Here is a 16,456-nt window from a genome sequence, read left to right as displayed (position 1 = left end):
TTCTCAAGGAACGGACGCTTCCTTTGTACTCACCCTCTCGGGCTTTCCTCCGGGCGCTTCCCTTCGGTCTTGCGTTTCCGACTCTATCAGATCTTTCCGATCCGATTTCCTCGGTGCTTTCCAGGTTCCCGCTTTCGCGTTTCCCTTTCCGGCGGTTCCGACTTTATCAGAGATTCTGAGCCGGTTTTCCCATCCCTCTCGGGACTGGTTCCGGCGCGTGAAGCGTCCGGGTGCCCGATCCGGGGGAGCTGTAAACGTACTGGAGCGGGGCGCCTCGATGCAAATCGAGGCGCCCCGCTCCCTGTTCAGCTGCCCGTCGTGCCCGACAGACCGTCAGACATCGACCACCACGGGCAGGATCATCGGCCGGCGCCGGTAGGTGTCGGAGACCCACTTGCCCAGCGTGCGGCGGATGAGCTGCTGCATCTGGTGGGGTTCGACGACCCCGTCCTGAGCCGAACGCTCCAGCACCTCCGTGATCTTCGGGATCACCGCGCCGAAGGCGGAGTCCTCGATGCCGGAGCCTCGTGCCTGGATGTGCGGACCACCCGTGATCTTGCCGGTGGAGGAGTCCATGACGACGAAGACCGAGATGATGCCCTCGTCGCCGAGGATCTTGCGGTCCTTGAGGGCCGGCTCACCGACGTCGCCGACGGACAGGCCGTCGACGTAGACGTAGCCCGCCTGGACCTTGCCGGAGATCTTGGCCTTGCCCTCGACGAGGTCGACGGCGACGCCGTCCTCGGCGATGACGATGCGGTCGTGCGGGACCCCGGTCAGCGCACCCAGTTCGGCGTTGGCCCGCAGGTGGCGCCATTCGCCGTGCACCGGCATCAGGTTCTTCGGGCGGCAGATGTTGTAGAAGTACAGCAGCTCGCCGGCCGAGGCGTGGCCCGAGACGTGCACCTTGGCGTTGCCCTTGTGCACGACGTTGGCGCCCCAGCGGGTCAGGCCGTTGATCACGCGGTAGACCGCGTTCTCGTTGCCCGGGATGAGCGACGACGCCAGGATCACCGTGTCGCCGTGGACGATGCGGATCTGGTGGTCGCGGTTGGCCATACGGGACAGCGCGGCCATCGGTTCGCCCTGGGAGCCCGTGCAGACCAGCACGACCTCGCTGTCCGGCAGGTCGTCCAGCGTCTTGACGTCCACGACCAGGCCCGGAGGAACCTTCAGGTACCCGAGGTCGCGGGCGATGCCCATGTTGCGGACCATGGAGCGGCCGACGAAGGCGACCCGGCGGCCGTATTCGTGGGCAGCGTCCAGGATCTGCTGGATGCGGTGGACGTGACTGGCGAAGCTGGCCACGATGATCCGCTTGCGGGCGCCGGCGAAGACCTGGCGCAGCACGCCCGAGATGTCGCGCTCAGGCGGAACGAAGCCGGGGACCTCGGCGTTCGTGGAGTCGGAGAGCAGGAGGTCGATGCCCTCCTCGCTGAGCCGGGCGAACGCGTGCAGGTCCGTGAGTCGGTTGTCCAGCGGAAGCTGGTCCATCTTGAAGTCACCGGTGTGGACCACCATGCCGGCGGGGGTGCGGATGGCCACGGCGAGGGCGTCGGGGATGGAGTGGTTGACCGCGACGAACTCGCAGTCGAACGGCCCGATGCGCTCACGCTGCCCTTCCGTCACCTGGAGGGTGTACGGACGGATGCGGTGCTCCTGGAGCTTCGCCTCGATGAGGGCGAGGGTGAGCTTGGAGCCGATCAGCGGGATGTCCGGCTTCTCACGCAGGAGGAAGGGGACGCCCCCGATGTGGTCCTCGTGGCCGTGGGTGAGGACGATGCCCTCGATGTCGTCGAGGCGGTTCCGGATGGACGAGAAGTCCGGCAGGATCAGGTCGATCCCGGGCTGCTCCTCCTCGGGGAAGAGCACGCCGCAGTCGACGATCAGCAGGCGGCCTCCGTACTCGAAGACCGTCATGTTGCGGCCGATCTCGCCGAGACCGCCGAGCGGGGTGACGCGCAAGCCGCCCTCGGGCAGGGGCGGCGGCGGGCCGAGTTCAGGATGCGGATGGCTCAAAAGACTCTCCTCACACACGCGCGCCACGTACCGGTGGGCACGTGGCGCGCGTGACGTTCGTGCAGAAGCAGTTGTCGTTGTGGGGTGCGGGCACCGGTGTCCCGCCTGTTCAGTTGTGAAGTACATCTGCGCGAGCCGGCGCGCGAAGTCTGATTACTGGAGTTGTACCCCGCCGGCAGCAAGATCGATCTTGAGCTGCTCGATCTCTTCCGGCGTGCACTCGGCCATGGGGGCGCGCAGGGGACCGGCGGGCAGGCCCTTGAGGGCGAGCGCGGCCTTGGTGGTCATCACGCCCTGGGTGCGGAACACGCCCGTGTAGACCGGAAGCAGCCTCTGGTGGATCTCGGTGGCCTTCTGGACGTCTCCCGAGGTGTACGCCTCGACCAGGGCGCGCAGCTCGGGGGTGACGAGGTGGCCGACGACCGAGACGAAGCCGACCGCCCCGATGGAGAGCAGGGGCAGGTTGAGCATGTCGTCGCCGGAATACCAGGCGAGGCCGGAGCGGGCGATGGCCCAGCCGGCGCGGCCGAGGTCGCCCTTGGCGTCCTTGTTGGCGACGATGCGCGGGTGCTCGGCGAGACGGACGATCGTCTCGGTGCTGATCGGGACGCCGCTGCGGCCGGGGATGTCGTAGAGCATGACCGGCAGCTCGGCGGCGTCGGCGACGGCCGTGAAGTGCCGGAAGAGGCCCTCCTGCGGCGGCTTGTTGTAGTACGGGGTGACGACCAGGAGGCCGTGGGCGCCGTCGCGCTCCGCGGCCCGCGCCAGCTCGGTGCTGTGACGGGTGTCGTTGGTGCCGACACCGGCCACGACATGGGCGCGGTCACCGACGGCCTCCACGACCGCCCGTACGAGGTCCGATTTCTCCGCGTCACTGGTGGTGGGGGACTCGCCGGTGGTGCCGTTGATGATCAGGCCGTCGTTGCCTGCGTCCACCAGGTGGGCGGCGAGCCGCTGAGCGCCGTCGAGGTCGAGTGCGCCGTCCGCCGTGAACGGCGTGACCATGGCGGTGAGGACCCGCCCGAAGGGGGTCTGCGGAGTGGAGGTCGGAGCCATGGGTTACACGCTACTCGTTGCTCAGGTCGGGGTCTTCCCTCGGGGGAGGAGACAACGTGGGCAGAGGGTGAGCCCGGCACTGCCTGCTCGGGGGTTCAGGCAGTGCCGGGCCCGTGCGATCAGGCTAGATGAAGTTCATGAAATGCCGCAATACGGACACTTCGCACGGCTGATCCGTACATCTGTGCTCGCCGGTGGGATCCGGGCGCGTTACGGCGCGACGCGTCCGTTGGCGTTGAAGGCGGCGTACGTGAGCGGCATGAGGCGGGCCCACTCGGCCTCCATCCTCTCGCCGACCATCTCGATCTCCCGCTGCGGGAAGGAAGGGACCTTCGCCTGCTCGTGCTGGGTGCGCAGACCGAGGAAGTGCATCAGCGAGCGGGCGTTGCAGGTGGCGTACATCGAGGAGTACAGGCCGACGGGCAGCGCGGCACGGGCGACCTCGCGGGCGACGCCCTCGGCGAGCAGTTTCTGGTAGGCCTCGTACGCCTGGTGGTAGGAGTCGCGCAGCACGTCCTGGACGGTCTTGTGCTGCGCCGGGGTGCCCTCGACGAAGACGTACTTGCCCGGGCGGCCCTCCTGGACGAGCTTGCGGGCGGCGTCGGGCACGTAGAAGACCGGCTGGAGCTCGCGGTAGCGCCCGGACTCCTCGTTGTAGGACCAGCCGACCCGGTGCCGCATGAACTCGCGGAACACGAAGATCGGCGCACTGATGAGGAAGGTCATCGAGTTGTGCTCGAAGGGGCTGCCGTGCCGGTCCCGCATCAGGTAGTTGATCAGTCCCTTGGAACGCTCCGGGTCCTTCTGCAGCTCACCGATGGACTGCTCCCCCAGCGTGGAGACGCGGGCGGCGAACAGGACGTCGGAGTCGGAGGCGCTGGACTTCACCAGCTCGACGGTGACGTCGCTCCGCAGGGTGACGTCGGTGCGCGTTGACGGCTGGGGATCGTCGGCGGAGGTCAAGGGGGTCCTTCCCATCGCGGCTGCTGTGCGGCGCCCACTCTACGGGGCGCCCGGGGCCGTGCGGGAAGTGCCCTGCCGTGACTGATTTCGCGTGCGGGGCACCTTTTGGGGCATCCGCTCGTCTGTATCGGTGACAGTGATTCGTTCGATCCCGAGGGGAGACGCATCCCGATGTTCGGTCGGCGCGAACCCGTACCGTTCGCCTTCGTCGCCGAGGCGGACAGGTTCCGCAGCAATGTCGCCCCGCCGCCCCGTGAGCGGGCCTCCGCGGGTCAGATAGCCGGGCGCTGGCTGCTCGGGCTGACCCTGGTCGCCGGCCTGGTGGGTTCCCTGGTCCTCGGGACGCCCGCGATGTCCGCCGCCCCGTCGGGAGCGGAGACCGAGCAGTCACAGGCCACCGACGGGCGCTGAGCCCCACCGCCGGACGCGGCGGCGCCATCCGGACCCCCGAGGGTGGTGACGGGTGACACAGATCGGTAGCCTCACCGGGCACTGCCCACGCATGGATCGAGTGAGGACCAGCCGTGCCCCTGCCCTTCCTGACGGCCGACCGCGCCTTCGACACGGCGGACGACGTCGCCCTGCCGTACGACGACCGGGACCGCTGGCGGCGCCCGTACCGTCCCGGGCCCTGGCGGGTGGGAGCGGCGGCGCTCCTGCTGCTGCTCGCGTCGTTCGTGCTGTTCGCCGCGGTGATCATCGCGGCGACGGCGTCGGTGTCGTCCGCCGGGACGGTGTTCGCCATCGCGCTGGTCGGTGTCGCCTGCGCGCTGCGCCTGCTGCGCATGGGCGTGTGGGTCGGTGCCCGGGGTCTGCGTCATGTGGCGTTCGTCAGCACCCGCACCACGGGCTGGGACCAGGTCGTCTCCGTGCGCACGGTGCAGCAGCCGGTGCGCTGGCTGGGGCTGCCGCGGACGGTGCAGGGGCAGGCGCTGGTCCTCGACCGGCAGGGGCGTTCGACGGAGTCGCTGCCGCCGTTGCTCACCTCGCACAACGCGGACTTCCTGGGGCGCGACCAGCTGGCCTTCGACCGGGCGGCGGACACCGTGGAGGCCTGGGCCGCCGAGTACCGGCGCCCCTGAGCCCTCCGCACGACCCCGGCGCTCAGGACGAGGTCTTGTGCAGCGTGATCGCCCGCTGCATGGCCTTGCGGGCGCGCGGGGTGTCGCGGGCGTCGTGGTAGGCGACGGCGAGCCGGAACCAACTGCGCCAGTCGTCGGGGGCGTCCTCCGTCTCGGCCCTGCGCCGGGCGAAGACCTCGTCGGCCGAGTCCCGGTCGATCCGGCCGCTTGGCAGCCGCTTGAGTTCGTCGACGGGCAGACCGCCCTCCGCGTCGAGCAGGGCGGCGAGCCGGTTGGCGGCGCGGACGAACTCGGTGTTCTTCCACAGGAACCAGACACCGATGACCGGCAGGATCAGCACCGCCACCCCGAAGGTGACGGTGAGGGGCGTACCGGCCTCGATGAGCAGCACACCACGGCTGCCGACCAGGACGAAGTAGACGACCAGGACGGCGGCCGTTATGGCGTAGGAGATCTTGGCGCGCATGGGTTGGCCGGTGCTCAGTTCAGGTCGAGGAAGTGTTCCAGGCCGAAGGTGAGGCCGGGAGTGGTCACCACGCGGCGGGCGCCGAGCAGGATGCCCGGCATGAAGCTGCTGTGGTGCAGGGAGTCGTGGCGGACGGTGAGGGTCTCGCCCTCGCCGCCCAGCAGGACCTCCTGGTGGGCGAGGAGCCCGCGCAGCCGGATCGCGTGCACCGGGACTCCGTCGACGTCCGCGCCGCGGGCGCCGTCGAGGGCGGTGGCCGTGGCGTCCGGGGCGGGGGCGCTGCCGGCCCGGCGGCGGGCCTCGGCGATGAGCTGGGCGGTGCGGGTGGCGGTGCCGCTGGGGGCGTCCACCTTGTTCGGGTGGTGCAGCTCGACGACCTCCACCGACTCGAAGTACGGGGCGGCGATCTGCGCGAACTTCATCGTGAGGACGGCGCCGATGGAGAAGTTCGGCGCGATGAGCACGCCCGTCTCCGGGGACTGGTCCAGCAGGCCCCTGAGCTGCGCGAGGCGGTCGTCGGTCCAGCCGGTCGTGCCGACGACCGCGTGGATGCCGTGACGCACGCAGAAGTCGAGGTTGCCCATGACCGAGGCGGGGGTGGTCAGCTCGACGGCGACCTGGGCGCCCTGCTCGACGAGGTTCTCCAGCTTGTCGCCCCGGCCGAGGGCGGCCACCAGCTCCATGTCCTCGGCGGCCTCGATGGCCCGTACCGCCTCGGAACCGATCCGGCCCTGGGCGCCGAAGACCGCCACGCGCAGCTTGCTCATGTTCGTTGCTTCCTTACGGGAGGGGTCAGGCGACGGCGTCGTGCAGGCGGGACGCCTGCTTGTCCTTGAGCGGGCCGATGACCGACAGGGACGGCCGCCGGCCCAGGACGTCACGGGCGACCGCGCGGACATCGTCCGGGGTCACCGAGGCTATCCGGGTCAGCATCTCGTCGACCGACATCTGCTCGCCCCAGCACAGCTCGCTCTTGCCGATACGGTTCATCAGCGCGCCGGTGTCCTCGAGGCCGAGGACCGTGGAGCCCCTCAGCTGGCCGATGGCGCGCTCGATCTCCTCGTCGGGCAGTCCGTGCTCGGCGACCTGGTCGAGTTCGTCGCGGCAGATCTTCAGCACGTCATGCACCTGGGAGGGCCTGCAGCCCGCGTACACGCCGAACAGGCCGCAGTCGGCGAAGCCGGAGGTGTACGAGTACACGCTGTAGGCGAGGCCCCTCTTCTCCCGCACCTCCTGGAACAGCCGGGAGGACATGCCGCCGCCGAGGGCGGTGTTCAGCACGCCGAGGGCCCAGCGCCGCTCGTCGGTGCGGGCGAGGCCCGGCATGCCGAGGACGACGTGTGCCTGCTCGGTCTTGCGGCCGACGAGTTCGACCCGGCCGGCGGTGCGCAGGGTGCGCAGGCCGCCGCGCGGGGCGATCGGCTCGGCGGCGGGGTCCTTGAGCGCGCCGGCCTTCTCGAAGGCCGTACGGACCTGGCGGACGACCTTGTTGTGGTCGACGTTGCCGGCGCAGGCGACCACGAGGTGGGTCGGGTCGTAGTGCTTCTTGTAGAAGCGGCGGATGCGGTCGGCGGTGAGGGCGTTGACCGTGTCGACCGTGCCGAGGACCGGGCGGCCGAGGGGGTTGTCGCCGAACATGGTGTGCGCGAACAGGTCGTGCACGCAGTCGCCCGGGTCGTCCTCGGTCATGGCGATCTCTTCGAGGATGGCGCCGCGTTCGACGTCGACGTCCTCCTCACGGATCACCGAGCCGGTGAGCATGTCGCACACCACGTCGATGGCGAGCGGCAGGTCGGTGTCGAGCACTCGCGCGTAGTAGCACGTGTACTCCTTCGCCGTGAACGCGTTCATCTCGCCGCCGACGGCGTCGAGGGCGGCGGAGATGTCCAGGGCGGACCGGCGCGAGGTGCCCTTGAAGAGCAGGTGTTCCAGGTAGTGGGTCGCGCCGTTGAGCGCCGGGGTCTCGTCGCGGGAGCCGACGTGGGCCCAGATGCCGAAGGTCGCCGAACGGACCGAGGGCAGCGTCTCGGTGACGATGCGCAGGCCACCGGGGAGGGTGGTCCTGCGGACCGTACCGATGCCGTTCTCGCCCTTGATCAGGGTTTGGGTACGGGCGACGGCCCGCGCCTCCGAGGAGGTGCGGGCCGTCGCCTTGGCGTTACGAGACGTCACTTGGCGGTGTCGTCCTTCGTGTCGGCGTCGCCCTCGTCGCCCTCGACCACGGGGATCAGGGAGAGCTTGCCGCGGGAGTCGATCTCGGCGATCTCGACCTGGACCTTCTGGCCCACGCCGAGGACGTCCTCGACGTTCTCCACGCGCTTGCCGCCGGCCAGCTTGCGGATCTGCGAGATGTGCAGCAGACCGTCCTTGCCGGGCAGCAGGGAGACGAACGCGCCGAACGTGGTCGTCTTGACGACCGTGCCCAGGTAGCGCTCGCCGACCTCGGGCATCGTCGGGTTGGCGATGCCGTTGATCGTGGTGCGGGCGGCCTCGGCGGAGGGGCCGTCGGCGGCACCGATGTAGATGGTGCCGTCGTCCTCGATCGTGATCTCGGCGCCGGTGTCCTCCTGGATCTGGTTGATCATCTTGCCCTTGGGGCCGATGACCTCGCCGATCTTGTCGACCGGGATCTTCACGGTGATGATCCGCGGCGCGTTGGGGGACATCTCGTCCGGCGTGTCGATCGCTTCCATCATCACGTCGAGGATGTGGAGGCGGGCGTCACGGGCCTGCTTGAGGGCGGCGGCCAGGACGGAGGCGGGGATGCCGTCCAGCTTGGTGTCGAGCTGGAGGGCGGTCACGAACTCCTTGGTGCCGGCGACCTTGAAGTCCATGTCGCCGAAGGCGTCCTCCGCACCGAGGATGTCGGTGAGGGTGACGTAGTGCGTCTCGCCCTCGATCTCCTGCGAGATCAGACCCATGGCGATACCGGCGACGGGGGCCTTCAGCGGCACACCGGCGTTCAGCAGCGACATGGTGGAGGCGCACACGGAGCCCATGGACGTCGAGCCGTTGGAGCTCAGGGCCTCGGACACCTGACGGATCGCGTAGGGGAACTCCTCACGCGTCGGCAGGACCGGCACCAGGGCGCGCTCGGCGAGGGCGCCGTGGCCGATCTCGCGGCGCTTCGGGGAGCCGACGCGGCCGGTCTCACCGGTGGAGTACGGCGGGAAGTTGTAGTTGTGCATGTAGCGCTTGCGGGTCACCGGGGAGAGGGTGTCCAGCTGCTGCTCCATGCGGAGCATGTTGAGGGTGGTCACGCCCAGGATCTGGGTCTCACCACGCTCGAACAGCGCGGAGCCGTGCACGCGCGGGATGGCCTCGACCTCGGCGGCCAGGGTGCGGATGTCGGTGACACCGCGGCCGTCGATGCGCTTCTTCTCCTTGATGACGCGCTCGCGGACCAGGGACTTGGTCAGCGAGCGGTACGCGGCGGAGATCTCCTTCTCGCGGCCCTCGAACTCCGGCAGGAGCTTCTCGGCGGCGAGCGCCTTGACGCGGTCCAGCTCGGCCTCGCGCTCCTGCTTGCCGGCGATGGTGAGCGCCTGGGCCAGCTCGGGCTTGACGGCGCCGGTGAGCGCCTCGAGGACGTCGTCCTGGTAGTCCAGGAAGACCGGGAACTCGCCGGTGGGCTTGGCGGCCTTCGCGGCGAGGTCGGCCTGCGCCCGGCAGAGCACCTTGATGAAGGGCTTCGCGGCGTCCAGACCGGCGGCGACGATCTCCTCGGTCGGCGCCTCGGCGCCGCCCTCGACCAGCTTGATGGTCTTCTCGGTGGCCTCGGCCTCGACCATCATGATCGCGACGTCGCCGTCCTCCAGGGTGCGGCCCGCGACGACCATGTCGAAGACGGCGTCCTCGAGCTCGGTGTGCGTCGGGAAGGCCACCCACTGGCCGCGGATCAGCGCGACGCGGACGCCACCGATCGGGCCGGAGAAGGGCAGGCCGGCCAGCTGCGTGGACGCGGAGGCGGCGTTGATCGCCACGACGTCGTACAGGTGGTCGGGGTTGAGCGCCATGATCGTGGCGACGACCTGGATCTCGTTGCGCAGGCCCTTCTTGAAGGACGGGCGCAGCGGGCGGTCGATGAGGCGGCAGGTGAGGATGGCGTCCTCGGACGGCCGGCCCTCGCGGCGGAAGAAGGAACCGGGGATCCGGCCCGCCGCGTACATCCGCTCCTCGACGTCCACCGTGAGGGGGAAGAAGTCGAGCTGGTCCTTGGGGTTCTTGGAGGCGGTGGTGGCCGACAGCACCATGGTGTCGTCGTCCAGGTAGGCCACGGCGGAGCCGGCGGCCTGGCGGGCCAGACGGCCCGTCTCGAAGCGGATGGTGCGGGTGCCGAAGGAGCCGTTGTCGATGACGGCCTCGGCGTAGTGGGTCTCGTTCTCCACCAGCGAATTCTCCGTTACTTGTCGTCTTTCGTCCCTGCCCGCCCGTGTGGCGGGGGGACGGTGGCGGAGAAGCGCTCCACTGGTGCGGGCCGGTCTTCGATCGAAGCACCCGGGGTTCACTCTCCCGGGGGCCACTACCGAGGACCGGCGGCGGCGAGGTGCGCTTCTCCTCGTACGTCGTGACGTCCGGTGACGTCGGTGGGGTGGTGCCCCGTAAGCCCGCATACCCATGCGGGGCGGAGCATCACACCGTGTCGTGTCTCTTGCGTTGTGCTACCACACTACAAAGGCGCGGTGACAGTCCGCACGTACGGCAAAGGGAGCGGCCCCCTTGTCCCGGGAACCGCTCCCTTCACGGCGTCCTACTTGGCGCCCGCCGCACCACGGCGGATGCCGAGGCGGTCGACCAGCGCACGGAAGCGCTGGATGTCCTTCTTGGCGAGGTACTGCAGCAGCCGGCGGCGCTGACCGACCAGGATCAGCAGACCACGGCGGGAGTGGTGGTCGTGCTTGTGGGTCTTGAGGTGCTCCGTCAGGTCGGAGATCCGACGGGAGAGCAGCGCGACCTGGACCTCGGGGGAGCCGGTGTCACCCTCCTTGGTACCGAACTCGGAGATGATCTGCTTCTTCACTGCGGCGTCGAGCGACACGCGTACTCCTCATAGTCTGTGAGTGGCCACCGAGTGCCCCCGGTCTGCGTCTCGGGGGGTCTTCCACGACTCGGAAGGCGGGGATCCGCTGGGCGCGGCCTCCAGGGCGACAGCTCGCTCCGGGGGTGCGTACACAAACGGCCGTCAGCCAGGGTACCAGGGCATCGGCCTCTCCCGGTCCGCGCGCCGGCCGGGGGTGCGCGCGGGTCTCAGCCGGTCAGGGCCCGTACGGCGGTGAGGACGCCGAGCGCCGCCAGGCACAGCGGGACCAGGGTCAGCAGCACGGCCGACTCGGTGAGGTCGAGGAAGCGGCCCCAGAAGGGGGTCAGTCCCTTGCGCGGGACGACCAGGCCGATGGCGGTGATCAGCGCGGCGCCGGCGGCGACGGCGGCCGTCAGCCAGATCGTCCGCAGGTCGAGCGCTCCACGGTCGCCGTGCAGGAGGAACTCGTTCAGGGCCTCGGACGGCGGGTCGAGCACCAGGCCCAGCAGCAGGGCGGCGATGGCGCCGAGCCCGGCGACCAGCGCGCAGACCACCTGCGAGGTGTAGCGGAACAGACGGGCGCGGATCAGCATCGACAGGCCGGCGGCGAGTGCGAGCAGTTGCCCCCAGACGTTGTCCGAGAAGCCGAGGACGGCGGCGGAGGCGACGACGACGGCCGCGGTTCCGCCCACCAGGCCCAGCAGCAGTTCGTGGCCGCGCCGGGCCTGGGCCGCGATGCGTTCGGCGTCGAGGGCCTCGGCGTCGTCCGCCTGGGAGGGGTCGGGGTCGAATTCGTCGGCGAGGGCGGACCGGGGGGCGGCGTAGCCGATCGGCAGCCGCGCGAATCGCGCGGACAGGCCCGGCAGGAAGGCGACCAGACCGATGGCGCAGGGTGCGCACACGGCCGCGGCGTCGCTCGCCGACGCCTCGGTGGCGATGACGAGGAAGGTGGCCAGGGTGCCCACGGCCGCGACGAACGTGGCGGCCACGAAGGGCGCGTCCGATCCGGGGGCGAGCGCGAGCAGGGTCACCGACGCCACCAGCACGACGGCGCAGCCCAGCATGAACTGCAGCCGGCCGGGCCCCTGTCCGTCCTGGGCCGCGACGATGCCCGACCCGGCGATCAGGAGCAGGGGCAGGGCGCTCAGGCCGAGGGCGACGGCGGACGCCCGGTCGTCGTAGACCCGCGCACGGACACCGGCGAAGGCGGTGAGCAGGAGGCCGAGACCTCCGGCGACGACTCCGGGCAGGCCGTGCATGTCGTGGCGCACGGGGTCGGCGGACCACAGGACGAACGCGAGCATCAGCAGGAGGACGGCGCCGCCGGTGAGGCCCGCGGCACGCAGCAGGCCGTCGCTCCACAGGTGCCGGTCACGGACGACCGCGGAGGCGACCGCGTCCGGCACGTCGTCGTGGACGGCGGGCGGCAGCGACTGGGCGAAGGGCCGCAGGCTGAGGACGTCGCCGTCGAGGATCCGCTCGTCGGCCAGTGTGCGGGCGCCGTCCAGGACCCGGCCGTCGCGTCGCACCAGGTGGTAGCCGGTCGGTGTGCCGGCCTCCTGGGTCTGGCCGGTCAGCCTCAGGATCTCCGGGTGGACGTCGGCGACCGGGATGTCGACCGGGAGCGCCACGTCGATACGGCTGTCGGGTGCCACCACCGTCACTCGGCAGAACCCCGTCGCCGTGGTCGTACTCACCTTCACTGCCCCCCTGCTTCGCGGATGCGTACGCTGCGCCGGGCCACCCTACCGACTGGCGGTGCCGGTGGTGGCACGTAGGATCGCCCGAGTGCGGAGACGACCGTCACCACGGGGGTGCGGTGTGCAACCGATCGTCCGCACAGGGGGATTGATGCTCCGGTGAGCCAGATCGTCATCAAGCGCCCTCCGCGTACCCTGCCGCCCGAAGTGCCCTCGGACGAGCTGCAACTGGAGAATCCTCCCGAACTGCCGCGCGGGCAGCAGGAGGGCATGCTCATGCAGGTGCTGCCGACGCTCGGCATGGGTTCGTCGGTGGTGTTCTACTTCGCGTCCCCCAACGCCCATCCGTTCATGCGGATCATGGGCGTGGTGATGCTGGTGTCGACGGTGGCGATGGTCGTCGCCCAGATCATCCGTCACCGCCGCGGTACGCAGGGGCAAATGGCCGATGTGCGCCGTGACTACCTCCGCTATCTCGCGCAGACCCGGCGCAGGGTCCGCGGGACGGCTCGCCGGCAGCGGGACGCGCAGTTGTACCTGCATCCCGCGCCCGAGCAGTTGTGGGCGGTGGTCGCCGAGGGCAGCCGGGTGTGGGAACGGCGCGTGGGCGACGCCGACTTCGGTCAGGTGCGGCTCGGTCTGGGCCCGCAGCAGCTGGCCACTCCGCTGGCCGCGCCGCAGACCGCCCCGGTCGACGAGCTGGAGCCGTTGTGTGCGGGCGCCATGCAGCGTTTCCTCGCCGTACACGGCCAGTTGGACGGCCTGCCGGTCGCCGTGTCCCTGCGTGCCTTCTACCACGTGACGGTCTCCGGTGATCCGGACCGCGCCCAGGCCGCGGCCCGCGCGCTGGTGGCCCAGGCCGTCACGCTGCACTCCCCCGACGACCTGATGCTCGCCGTGGTGACCGCGCCGGGCGCGGTGGGCCGGTGGGACTGGACGAAGTGGCTGCCGCACTGCCAGGTGCCGGGGTCGTTCGACGGGGCCGGTACCCGCCGGCTCTTCGGGGACGACCTGGGTGAGCTGGAACAGCTCCTGGCGGGTCCGCTGGACGGCCGGCCCCGCTTCAGCCGGGAGGGCAGGCCGCTGCTGGACCAGCCGCACATCCTGATCGTCCTCGACGGCGGCATGGTCCCCCCGATGTCCGCGTTCGCGGCCGCCGAGGGCCTTCAGGGGGTGACGATCGTCGAGGTCGTCTCCGGTGAACTGGACCAGCCGCGCGGAGACCTGTCCGTCGTCGTCCGTCCGGAGCGGCTGTGGCTCGACTCGGGGGCCGGGATCGCCTACGAGGGTGAACCCGACGGCCTGTCCCTGCCCGCCGCCGAGGCGCTCGCGCGGCAGCTGGCGCCGCTGCGCCTGGGGGGCGGGGACGACGACGAACCCCTGCTCGCCAACCTGGACTTCACCGAGCTGCTCGGCCTGGGGGACGCGGCGGCCGTGGACGTCGAGCGCACCTGGCGGCCCAGGTCCGTCCCGGAGCGCCTGCGGGTGCCGATCGGTGTCGGCGAGGACGGCCGGCCCGTGATGCTGGACCTCAAGGAGGCCGCGCAGGAGGGCATGGGCCCGCACGGCCTGTGTGTCGGCGCGACCGGTTCCGGCAAGTCCGAGCTGCTGCGCACGCTGGTGCTGGGACTGGCGGTCACCCACTCCTCCGAAACGCTGAACTTCGTCCTGGCGGACTTCAAGGGCGGCGCCACCTTCGCGGGCATGTCCCGGATGCCGCACGTCGCCGCCGTGATCACCAACCTCGCCGACGACCTCACCCTCGTCGACCGCATGGGCGACGCGATCCGCGGCGAACTGCAGCGCCGCCAGGAGCTGCTGCGCGCCGCCGGCAACTACGCCAACATCCACGACTACGAGAAGGCGCGCGCCGCCGGCGCCCCGCTGGAGCCGCTGGCCTCGCTCGTGATCGTGATCGACGAGTTCAGTGAACTCCTCACCGCCAAGCCCGATTTCATCGACATGTTCATCCAGATCGGCCGTATCGGCCGTTCGCTGGGTGTGCATCTGCTGCTCGCCTCGCAGCGGCTCGAGGAGGGCCGGCTGCGCGGGCTGGACACCTACCTGTCGTACCGGATCGGTCTGCGGACGTTCTCGGCCGCCGAGTCCCGGACCGCCATCGGCGTGCCGGACGCCTACCACCTGCCGTCGGTGCCCGGCTCGGGGTACCTGAAGAGCGGTACGGACGAGATGGTGCGCTTCAAGGCGGCGTACGTGTCGGGGACGTACCGCGCGGGCGGCGCGGACACCGGTCGCGGGGACAGGCTGCCCGTCGAGCGCCGGCCCGCTCTGTTCACCGCCGCCCCGGTGCCGGTCACGTACGCGACGCCCGACCCGGACCCGTCTCCCGTCCCCGACCGGCGGCAGGAGGACGACGCGCTGGCCGACTCCGTCCTGGACGTGGTGGTGCGGCGGCTGGAGGGGCAGGGCGTGCCCGCACACCAGGTGTGGCTGCCGCCGCTGGACCGGGCGCCGTCGCTGGACGAGCTGCTGCCCGCCCTGGCCGTCTCCCCGGAGCGCGGCGTCCACCCGGCGGACTATCCGGTGCCGGGCAGCCTGACGGTTCCGCTCGGGCTGATCGACAAGCCGTTCGAGCAGAAGCGGGAGATCCTGTTCCAGGACTTCTCCGCCGCGGCCGGCCACATGCTGGTGGTCGGCGGCCCGCAGTCGGGCAAGTCGACGCTGCTGCGTACCCTGATCGCCTCCTTCGCCCTCACCCACACCCCGCACGAAGTGCAGTTCTACGCACTGGACTTCGGCGGGGGCGGCCTGTCCGCGGTGGCCGACCTGCCGCACGTGGGCGGGGTCGCCTCGCGCCTCGATCCCGAGCGGGTGCGGCGCACGGTCGCCGAGGTGGCCGGCATCCTCAACCGCCGCGAGATGTTCTTCCGCGCGCACGGCATCGACTCGGTCGCCACCTACCGCCGGCGTCGCGCGGCGGGCGAACTCCCGGGCGAGCAGTGGGGGGACGTCTTCCTGGTCATCGACGGCTGGGGCAACTTCCGCAACGACTACGAAGGCCTCGAAGGCATCGTCAACGACATCGCCGCCCGGGGGCTGGGTCACGGCGTCCACGTCGTCCTCGCCGCCTCGCGCTACATGGAGGTGCGCGCGGTCCTCAAGGACCAGATCCTGGGCCGCCTGGAGCTGCGGCTCGGCGACGCCATGGACTCCGAGTTCGACCGCAAGGTCGCCATGAACGTGCCGGCGGGCGTGCCCGGCCGTGGTCAGGTTCCCGCCAAGTTGCACTTCATGACGGCGATGCCGCGGATCGACGCCTCGTCCGCTCCGGACGGCCTCGCCGACGCCACGGCCCAGCTGGTCCGCACGGTCAAGGACGGCTGGCAGGGCCCGCCGGCCCCGACCGTGCGGCTGCTCCCCCGCAAGCTGCCCGCGGACCAGCTGCCCAAGGGGTTCGAGTTCCCGCAGCACGGCATCGCGATCGGCATCGACGAGGCCAACCTGGAGCCGGTGTTCATCGACTTCGACACCGACCCCTTCTTCCTCGTCTTCGGCGAGAGCGAGTCCGGCAAGACCAACCTGCTGCGCCTGATCGCCAAGCAGATCGCCGAGCGCTACACCCCGGCCGAGGCCCGCATCGTGGTCGGTGACTACCGGCGCACCATGCTGGAGGCGGTACCGGAGAGCCACCTGCTCGAGTACGCGCCCATGGCGTCCGCGATGCAGGTGCACATGGACGCCGTACGGCAGTTCATGGAGAAGCGGACACCCAAGCCGGACATCACACCGCAGCAGTTGCGCGACCGGAGCTGGTGGAGCGGCCCTCAGCTGTTCATCCTGGTCGACGACCACGAACTGGTCGCGGCCAACTCCGGCAACCCGATGTCCCAGTTGGTGGAGCACCTGCCCTTCGCGCGGGACGTGGGTGTGAAGTTCGTCATCGCGCGGAGCTCCGCCGGCGCCTCCCGCGCGATGTTCGAGACGTTCATGCAGCGCCTGAAGGGACTGGGCGCCCAGGGCATCGTCCTTTCGGGTGACCCCGGCGAGGGTGACATCCTCGGCAACGTGCGGGCCCGCCCCATGCCGCCGGGACGTGGCGTGTTCGTCTCCCGCAAGCGCGGGACGCCGCTGATTCAGGTGGGCTTGCTTCCGCAACGGCACTAGGGTGATCGACTGAGCGCCGGCACGG

Annotated in this window: 12 protein-coding genes; 3 read left to right on the top strand and 9 right to left on the bottom strand. The window is 70.5% G+C overall.

What is annotated here, in order from left to right; translation table 11 throughout:
• Positions 1-333: 333 nt before the first annotated feature.
• The 3 genes from ACZ6A9_RS25215 to thyX all read right to left on the bottom strand — a co-directional run bounded on the left by ACZ6A9_RS25215 (position 334) and on the right by thyX (position 4,053).
• Entirely contained in the window at positions 334-2,019 is a 1,686-nt protein-coding gene (locus tag ACZ6A9_RS25215) for a ribonuclease J (RefSeq protein WP_468989287.1), read from the bottom strand.
• A gap of 153 nt (positions 2,020-2,172) precedes the next feature.
• Positions 2,173-3,075, bottom strand: coding sequence for a 4-hydroxy-tetrahydrodipicolinate synthase (dapA, locus tag ACZ6A9_RS25210; protein ID WP_468989286.1), 903 nt, complete (start codon positions 3,073-3,075; stop codon positions 2,173-2,175).
• Positions 3,076-3,285: 210 nt separating this feature from the next.
• Positions 3,286-4,053 (bottom strand): FAD-dependent thymidylate synthase, encoded by a 768-nt coding sequence (gene thyX / locus ACZ6A9_RS25205; protein WP_468989284.1) that lies wholly within the window; start codon positions 4,051-4,053, stop codon positions 3,286-3,288.
• 156 nt (positions 4,054-4,209) lie between these two features.
• On the opposite strand from thyX, the gene ACZ6A9_RS25200 reads away from it, so the two are divergent.
• Positions 4,210-4,449 (top strand): hypothetical protein, encoded by a 240-nt coding sequence (locus ACZ6A9_RS25200; protein ID WP_468989281.1) that lies wholly within the window; start codon positions 4,210-4,212, stop codon positions 4,447-4,449.
• 113 nt (positions 4,450-4,562) lie between these two features.
• Positions 4,563-5,120, top strand: coding sequence for a hypothetical protein (locus ACZ6A9_RS25195; RefSeq protein ID WP_468989279.1), 558 nt, complete (start codon positions 4,563-4,565; stop codon positions 5,118-5,120).
• Positions 5,121-5,142: 22 nt separating this feature from the next.
• Here ACZ6A9_RS25195 and ACZ6A9_RS25190 read toward each other — a convergent pair whose 3' ends face one another.
• From ACZ6A9_RS25190 to eccD, 6 genes are all read right to left on the bottom strand, one after another.
• Entirely contained in the window at positions 5,143-5,586 is a 444-nt protein-coding gene (locus ACZ6A9_RS25190; RefSeq protein ID WP_468989277.1) for a hypothetical protein, read from the bottom strand.
• Between the two features lie 14 nt (positions 5,587-5,600).
• Positions 5,601-6,353, bottom strand: coding sequence for a 4-hydroxy-tetrahydrodipicolinate reductase (gene dapB / locus ACZ6A9_RS25185; RefSeq protein WP_468989272.1), 753 nt, complete (start codon positions 6,351-6,353; stop codon positions 5,601-5,603).
• A 25-nt stretch (positions 6,354-6,378) separates the two neighbouring features.
• Complete coding sequence (locus ACZ6A9_RS25180; protein WP_468989270.1) at positions 6,379-7,758, bottom strand: M16 family metallopeptidase; 1,380 nt, start codon at positions 7,756-7,758, stop codon at positions 6,379-6,381.
• A complete protein-coding gene (locus tag ACZ6A9_RS25175) occupies positions 7,755-9,974 on the bottom strand; it encodes a polyribonucleotide nucleotidyltransferase (protein ID WP_468989267.1) in 2,220 nt (739 codons plus the stop codon). The genes ACZ6A9_RS25180 and ACZ6A9_RS25175 overlap by 4 nt, the downstream gene beginning before the upstream one ends.
• A gap of 362 nt (positions 9,975-10,336) precedes the next feature.
• Positions 10,337-10,624 (bottom strand): 30S ribosomal protein S15, encoded by a 288-nt coding sequence (rpsO, locus tag ACZ6A9_RS25170; RefSeq protein ID WP_004924725.1) that lies wholly within the window; start codon positions 10,622-10,624, stop codon positions 10,337-10,339.
• 209 nt (positions 10,625-10,833) lie between these two features.
• Positions 10,834-12,303 (bottom strand): type VII secretion integral membrane protein EccD, encoded by a 1,470-nt coding sequence (gene eccD / locus ACZ6A9_RS25165; protein ID WP_468989265.1) that lies wholly within the window; start codon positions 12,301-12,303, stop codon positions 10,834-10,836.
• 162 nt (positions 12,304-12,465) lie between these two features.
• Here eccD and eccCa point away from each other — a divergent pair, with 162 nt between their 5' ends.
• A complete protein-coding gene (eccCa, locus tag ACZ6A9_RS25160) occupies positions 12,466-16,431 on the top strand; it encodes a type VII secretion protein EccCa (RefSeq protein ID WP_468989262.1) in 3,966 nt (1,321 codons plus the stop codon).
• Positions 16,432-16,456: the final 25 nt, after the last annotated feature.

It is taken from the genome of Streptomyces sp. NPDC041124, assembly GCF_055592385.1.
This window is presented reverse-complemented; position numbering and strand designations above follow the sequence as displayed.